Source organism: Actinomyces ruminis, assembly GCF_002154335.2.
In the GTDB taxonomy this organism is placed as follows: domain Bacteria; phylum Actinomycetota; class Actinomycetes; order Actinomycetales; family Actinomycetaceae; genus Actinomyces; species Actinomyces ruminis.
Map to the genome: position 1 here is coordinate 1 of NZ_MTPX02000083.1, position 7037 is coordinate 7037.

A 7037-nucleotide genomic window follows, 5' to 3' on the forward strand; every position below is an offset into this window, starting at 1 on the left:
CCCTCGCGACCGGCACCGTCCGGCGGCAGGACTCATATAACCCCTCCGACCTGGAAGCACACCCCCGCCGGGCTGAGAAGCTCCGGGGAAGTGGCGGCCATGCGGGCAAGCCGAGCCCGGCCCTGGTGTACCGGCCCCCGTGGGCCGCCCCGTGGTGCTGGATGGGTGTGCTTGGGCGGGTGTACTGCGAGCCTTTGCCCTCTGCTGCGATGTTTTGCACCCTGGCGCACGGCGAATTGCCGTACACCAGGGTGCAAAAGCTCGTAGTAGAGCCTTGAGGCCGTGTCGTAGTAGATCGGCGGCGGCAGAATTCCCGCCGTCGTCCACTTATGACCTCCGGTTCGCGGCCTCCTGCTCACGCGTCCTGGACGACGGAGCCAGTTCGGTCCGGGCCGCCCGCGGGTCGCGTGCCCGCAGCCTGTCGATGTAGCGCTGGTACCAGGCCAGCGCCGCGCCGAGGAACACCACCACACCGCCCACGTTGTAAACCAGCGTCAGCCACAGCGGCTGGTCCAGCGGCGTGGTGCCCGCCACGAACACGAAGGCGAACACCGCCAGCAGGAACACCGTGATCGCCAGCCCCACCGGCCGCGAGCCCATGCGGAACTCCCGGGGTGCGGCGTCGTAGCGCAGGCGCAGCACCAGGTAGGCCAGCAGTATCAGCAGCGGCGGGATCAACGCCGTGGCCGCCGTCATGTTGATGACGATGCCCAGCAGATCATCAATGTTGCTCGATCCCAGCGCCGGAATGATCAGGATCGGCACCACAATGGCGAACTGCAGCCAGGCCGCCCGCCACGGAATGCCCTGCCGGTTCAGTTCCACGAGCCTGCCGCCGAACACACCCGCCGGAATCTCGGAGAAGAAGATCTTCACCGGTGTCGAGGTCCACATCAGCAGCGAGCCGAGCGTGGCCGCGAGCAGTACCAGCCCGACCACCCGGAAGGTGATCGCCGCCGGCACCCCGAAGTGCTCGCCGACCGCCCCCATCACCACGAACAGTCCGTTGGAGTAGTCCAGGCCGCCTGTCGGCACGAACACGTTCATCAGCAGCGAGGCCACCGCGTACAGCAGGCCGATCATCAGGCCCGCCGCCACGATCGTGCGCACGAAGGCCTTGACGCCGCCGCGCAGGTCGTTGAGGAACACGCCCACCGACTCGGCGCCGCCCACGCCCTGGATGATCCAGGCCAGGGTCCCGAGGAAGGCCCAGGTGGTGGCGAAGGAGGAGGTGTCCGGCCGCAGTGCCCGCAGGGTGATCGGGGAGGCGGGCTCCACGCCGCCGATCAGGGCCGCCAGCGAGGCGACGATGAACACGCCCGTGAGTACCAGCACCGCCGACGCGCCGATCGAGGTAATGGTGCCGATCCACTTCGCGCCCTTGGTTGATACCCAGGTGGCCACCGCGAAGATCGCGATGGACAGCGCCGTGATCATCCAGGGGGACATCTCCCTGTCCCCGCCGGTCAGCAGGTAGGAGGTGAACACCAGGATCAGCGGCAGCAGGGAGGCGAAGTAGAAGAGGTTGACGAACCAGTAGCAGAACGCCGTCATGAAGGCCCAGCGCCCGCCCATGGAGGTCTTCACCCACTGGTAGACCCCAGACTCCGAGGACCGGTTCATGGCCACGAACTCGGCGATGATCAGCGTGAATGGAACGAAGTACAGCAGTGTGGCCAGGAAGAAGGCCGGCGCTGACGCCAGGCCGATCGCAACGTTGTTGTTGATGACGTTGCGGATGTTGAAGACGGCCGAGACCGTCATGGTGAGCAGCGCGAACTGGCCGATCCGCGCCCGAGTTTCGGAAGACGAAGACATGGTGCAGTCCCTTGATTCGTGCAGACTCGTGTGCGCTCTCAGGCCGGTGACGACGCTGCGATCCCGGCGGCGCGCACATGAATCGTGCGGTTTGCGGTTGATTGGATGGTGGGTGCACGGCGCCGACGGCGCCTCGGTTCGGTTACTTGTTGGGGAAGGAGGCCTCCTCGACGGTGACGCGGATGATGGCGGCGTCGCCGCTGCCGGGAAGCAGCCGGAACGCCTCGGAGACGTCGACCACGCCGATTCCCCCGGCGGGCACGGTCACCGTCCGCAGCGACTCGGCGGGCTCGTGCACCTCCCTGTCGGTGAGGTCGTCGTAGGGGGTGCGCACGGGGGCGACGGCGACCGGCACCACCTGCACGGTCAGATCGGCGTCGACGGCGTGCAGCACGTTCAGATAGCGGCGTGAGGCCACCAGGCCGTCGCCTACGCCCCAGGCGGCCAGCAGGCGTTGGGTCGAGTCCTTCCAGTAAGTCAGGGAATCGCCCACCGAGTACGCCACAGCGGGCCGGAGCGCGGGCAGGTGGTCGATCGCCTGGCAGGTCCGCAGCCACTTCTTGGCGGCCCCGCGCTCGCGGGCTAGTGAGTCGAGATCGGGGAAGAGCCGCATCGGTTCACGCTCCTGTTCCGGGGGTTGTGGGGGTTTTGGGTGCTGTGCCCGTCCCGGGCAGGCCGGACGCGGACTCACCGGCCCCTCCGGCGGGGGCCACCCCGTCGGCGTCCAGGGGGATCAGATCGAAGGAGAAGGAGAAGTCCTCCAGTCGGATCCGGTAGGTGTCGAGCACCTCCGAGCCCCACGAGTTGGAGCCGAGTCCGAGCACGCGATGGTTGACGTTGACGGTCACGTTCTCCCGAGGTGCCAGGTCGGTGCGGTGGCGGGCGGCATCGATGTCCTGGCACGTCCACGGCCACACCGAGAAGTCGAAGTCCTCCGGCGGCTCGCAGGCGCCCCGCAGCGGGGTGCGGGCCACGGCCAGGCCCGCGCCGTCGGCGTCGGTGAGCGTTAGCCAGCGCACCCCGCCCCGGTTGGCGCAGTCCTGCGGCACCACGTAGGGGGTCTGCATCTCCTCCACGGTGGTGCTCCACCGGCCCACGACGGCGGCCGCGCGGGAGTCCGGGTAGTTCTCGCCCGGGCCCAGCCCCAGCCACTCGACCCGATGGGCGGAGCCGGGGACCTCCCAGGTGAGGCCGATGCGCGGAATGATGTCGTGGTATTCGCCGTAGGCGCGGCCGACGGCGCCGACGCTGACCGTGGAGCCGGTGATCGTGTAGGTCAGGTCCACCTCGAAGCCCAGCTCCTGCGCGGGCGGACCGATGATCTGCGCCACCTCCACGACGGCGGCGTTCTCCTCCCTCCGCAGCACGACCGACCGGGTGGAGGTCTGCATCAGCTGCAGGTTGCGGCCGGTCCACAGCGCATCCGCCTCCTGCTGGTGGTTGTCGATCAGCGGCGTCCAGAAGCCGACGGCGGGCGGTGCCGCCAGCACCGGTCTGCCGCCACGCACCCAGGAGGTCAGGGCGCCGGTGACGATGTCGAAGCGGAGCTCCTGATCCACTCCGAAGATGACGAGCTCGTCGTCATTCGCCCGCACCTCCATCCGGGAGGCCTCCGTGCGCAGGTGGGCGGCGGCGTCGGGACCGGTCGAGTCGGCGACGACGAACTGGAAGACGCCCAGCTCGTGGCCCCGCGGCGCCCAGGCTGTTGCCGCGGTGGAGCGCACGCGCACCCGCAGGTGGGTGGAGCGGCCCGGCTCGACAGGCACGGGCAGCGCCGTGCCCATCTCCTGCTGCGGTGCGAGCGGCCCCGGTGTGAGACGGCCCAGCGGCTCGGCGACGCCGTCGACGACCCGCTCCAGGTCCAGGACGATGTCGGAGGCGTCGGTGAAGAACCGGCCGTTGCGTACCCGCAGCTCGCCGTCATCCCAACCCACCCCGAGCGGACACAGCAGCTGCTTGTACTCGGTCAGGCCCGGGCTCGGCTCCTGCCAGGGGAAGATGAGCCCGTCGATGCAGAAGTTGGAGTTGTTCGGGTAGTCGCCGTGGTCACCGCCATAGGTGTGGTACTCGCGGCCGTCCTCGGTCATGGCTGCCAGTCCGTGGTCGCACCACTCCCAGATGAACTGGCCCTGGATGGAGTCCCAGCGGTCGATGACCCGCTGATACTCCGCCAGGCCGCCAGGCCCGTTGCCCATCGCGTGCCCGTACTCGCACAGGATGCGCGGCTTGGGGTGCGGGTGCTCGCCGAAGTCGTTCATCTGCGACACGCGCGAGTACATGGTGGAGATCAGGTCCACGCATTCGCCGTCGCGATCCTCCTCGTAGTGCACCGGCCGCGCATCCAGCTGCTTGCAGCGGGCGTACATGGCGCGGATGTTGCAGCCGAATCCGGACTCGTTGCCCAGCGACCAGGCCACGACACAGGCGTGGTTGCGCTCCTGGATCACCAGCCGCTCGATGCGGTCCACGAAGGTCGGCTCCCAGGCGGGGTCATCGGTGATGCGCGCGATGTCGCCGGTGTTCTCGAAGCCGTGGGTCTCCAGGTCCGTTTCGGCCAACACCAGCAGACCCAGCTCGTCGCACATCTCGTAGAAGCGCGGATCGTTGGGGTAGTGGGAGGTGCGCACCGCATTGATGTTGTGCAGCTTCATCAGCTCCAGATCGCGGCGCACCCGTGCCATGCCGACAGCACGGCCGCGACGGTCGTCGTGGTCGTGCCGGTTGACCCCGCGCATCTTGAAGTAGGCGCCGTTCAGCAGCAGCCTGCCATCTACGATGCTCAACTCCGCCAGGCCCAGGCGGTGCGGCACGGTCTCGACGACGGCGCCGTCGGCGTCGTGCACGGACATGACCAGGTCGTACAGGACGGGGGACTCGGGGCTCCAGGTGCGCGCCTCGGGCACGTGCAGGGTGCCGGGGGCGTCGTCGGCGGCGGTGCTCTCCAGGCGGGTGCCGTCCGGGCCGATCAGCGTCAGGCGGACGTCGCGGACGGCGCGGGTGCGCACCGCCACCGTTACGTCGGCGCCGCCGTCGTCGGTCAGGTGCGTGGTGACCTGGAAGTCCTCCAGCCGTGCGGACGGACGGACCATCAGGTAGACGTCGCGGAAGATCCCCGACGCCACCACATGTCCTGGTCCTCCACGTAGGTGCCGTCGCTGAACTGCTGAACCTTGACAGACAGCAGGTTCGCGCGCCGGGTCAGCAGCTCGGTCACGTCGAACTCGGCGCTGAGCCGGGAGCCCTTGGTCATGCCGACGAACTCGCCGTTGAGGTAGATCTCGGCGTAGGAGTCGACCCCGTCCAGGCGCAGTACCGCCTGCTCGCCCGGGGCCAGGACGGGGCGGAGCAGTTCGCGCTGGTACACGCCCGTCGGATTGTGCGAGGGGACCAGGGGCTGCTTGACCGGGAAGGGGAAGCCCTCGTCGGTGTACTGCAGGGGGCCGTATCCGTCCACCTGCCACAGGTGAGGGACGCGAACCCGCCCCCATTCGGGGTGGGGTAAGGCCAGGTGCTCGGCGTGCACCCGGCGGGGGGAGTCGAACAGGCGGAAGAACCACAGACCGCTCAGGTCCGTGAATCCCCGGGAACGCGCCCGGTCCCGGGTGGCGGCCGCCTCGGGGGAGTCGTATCCGAAGAAGTAGGCCCGTGCCGGCAGGCGGTGCCGGTGGGGCAGACCCGGGTTCTCCCAGTCGTTCGCATGCGCCATTGACGTGCTCCTTGATTTGTGGAACCGCTTCCACGCTCTTGTGGAAGCGGTTCCACAATCTAGGGCGCCCCGCCCGCCGATGCAAGTGGGATGCAAGAATCGAGATGTTCTAGCAGGATGGGCCCGTGACATCTCCGGGCAGGCGCGTGACCATCGCCGACGTCGCCCGCGCCGCGGGCGTGGCGCCGTCGACGGTCTCCCGTGCGCTCAACGGTTCCCCCAAGTGCAAGCCGGCCACGCGCGAGCGCGTCATGCGCGCCGTGGAGCAGACGGGATTCGTCGTCAACCGGCGGGGGCGGGCGCTGGCTGTGGGGCGCTCCGAGGCGATCGCCCTGCTGTTCACCGATCCCTTCGCCGAGCTGTTCACCGACCCCACCTACGCGCGCCTGTGCGAGGGGATTGTCTCGCGACTCGCGGACGGGCCGAATCTGCCGATGATCCTGGAGGCGGCCACGCCCGCGGAGCGCGAGCGTGTGCTGGAGCACATCGGGCGGGGTGCGGTGGATGCCGTCGTCGTCATCACCCCCTACGAGGGCGGCGAGCTGCTTGACCGGCTGGTCGATCTGCCCGTGCCCGTGGTGCTGTGCGGCCAGTTGGAGGGCGACCCATACCGGGGGATCTTCTCCACCGTCTACTCCGACGACGTCGACGGCGCCGCTCTGGCCGCGCAGGCTCTCGTGGGGGCGGGTCGGACCGAGGTCGTGTGCATCATGGGGCCGGCGGACAACCCCGCCTCCGCCGACCGCATCAGGGGCTATCGGCGTGTGCTCGGCGAACGCCTGAGCGAGGATCGGATCGTACACACCGGCTGGGATCAGCTCGGCGGACACCGTGCCATGCGCGGCCTACTGGCCTCCGGTATTGAATTCGATGCGGTGCTGGCCGGTTCGGACCGCATAGCCGTCGGCGTCATTGAGGCGCTGCGCGATGCGGGCAGAGATGTTCCCGGTGAGATCTCGGTGATCGGGTTCGACGATCACCCTCTGGCCGCGCAGTACGAACCGGGAATCACCACGGTGCATCAGCCGCTGCGTGAGGAGGGGGAGCGCGCGGCCGAGCTGGCGCTGGCGATGATCGAGGGCGAGGCGCCTCAAACAGTGGTCATGGAAATGGAGTTGGTGGAGCGGAGCACGGTGTGACGGTACAAGGACGGTCCGGGACATGAGCCCGGCGCTGCCGCCGACGAGTCGCAGCCGAAAGTACCTTCTCGCTGTCGAGTGAGGGCTGCTGAAATGTGTTTTGGCCGGTGGGGTCGGGTTGTCTCTCCCGGCCCCACGGCCCGTGGCGTTGAGGGGAGCCGGCCCGGGGTTCCCATCTCCCGGGGGCTCTCGCCTCCTTCGCCGGAGCGGACCAGCGTGGGCTCCCATGTACCCTCGTGGTTCTCGGTGGCGGTGTCGGTCTTTGGGCTCCCCAACCCTCGCGACCGGCACCGTCCGGCGGCAGGACTCATATAACCCCTCCGACCTGGAAGCACACCCCCGCCGGGCTGAGAAGCTCCGGGGAAGTGGCGGCC

General features: G+C 68.9%; 5 protein-coding genes. 1 reads left to right on the plus strand and 4 read right to left on the minus strand.

Annotated features, from left to right (window positions below; translation table 11 throughout):
* Window positions 1–327: 327 nt before the first annotated feature.
* From BW737_RS15140 to BW737_RS17115, 4 genes are all read right to left on the minus strand, one after another.
* Complete coding sequence (locus BW737_RS15140; protein WP_086616056.1) at window positions 328–1818, minus strand: amino acid permease; 1491 nt, start codon at window positions 1816–1818, stop codon at window positions 328–330.
* Window positions 1819–1960: 142 nt separating this feature from the next.
* Window positions 1961–2431, minus strand: coding sequence for a NanQ anomerase/TabA/YiaL family protein (locus BW737_RS15145; RefSeq protein ID WP_086616057.1), 471 nt, complete (start codon window positions 2429–2431; stop codon window positions 1961–1963).
* A gap of 4 nt (window positions 2432–2435) precedes the next feature.
* Entirely contained in the window at window positions 2436–4940 is a 2505-nt protein-coding gene (locus BW737_RS15150; protein ID WP_218961946.1) for a glycoside hydrolase family 2 TIM barrel-domain containing protein, read from the minus strand.
* Window positions 4907–5524: a sugar-binding domain-containing protein gene (locus BW737_RS17115; RefSeq protein WP_218961947.1), complete on the minus strand. Its 618-nt coding sequence runs from the start codon at window positions 5522–5524 to the stop codon at window positions 4907–4909. Before BW737_RS17115 ends, BW737_RS15150 begins: the two co-directional genes overlap by 34 nt.
* A gap of 125 nt (window positions 5525–5649) precedes the next feature.
* Between BW737_RS17115 and BW737_RS15155 the strand changes: the two genes are divergently transcribed.
* A complete protein-coding gene (locus BW737_RS15155; protein ID WP_086616058.1) occupies window positions 5650–6663 on the plus strand; it encodes a LacI family DNA-binding transcriptional regulator in 1014 nt (337 codons plus the stop codon).
* The last annotated feature ends 374 nt before the right edge of the window (window positions 6664–7037 follow it).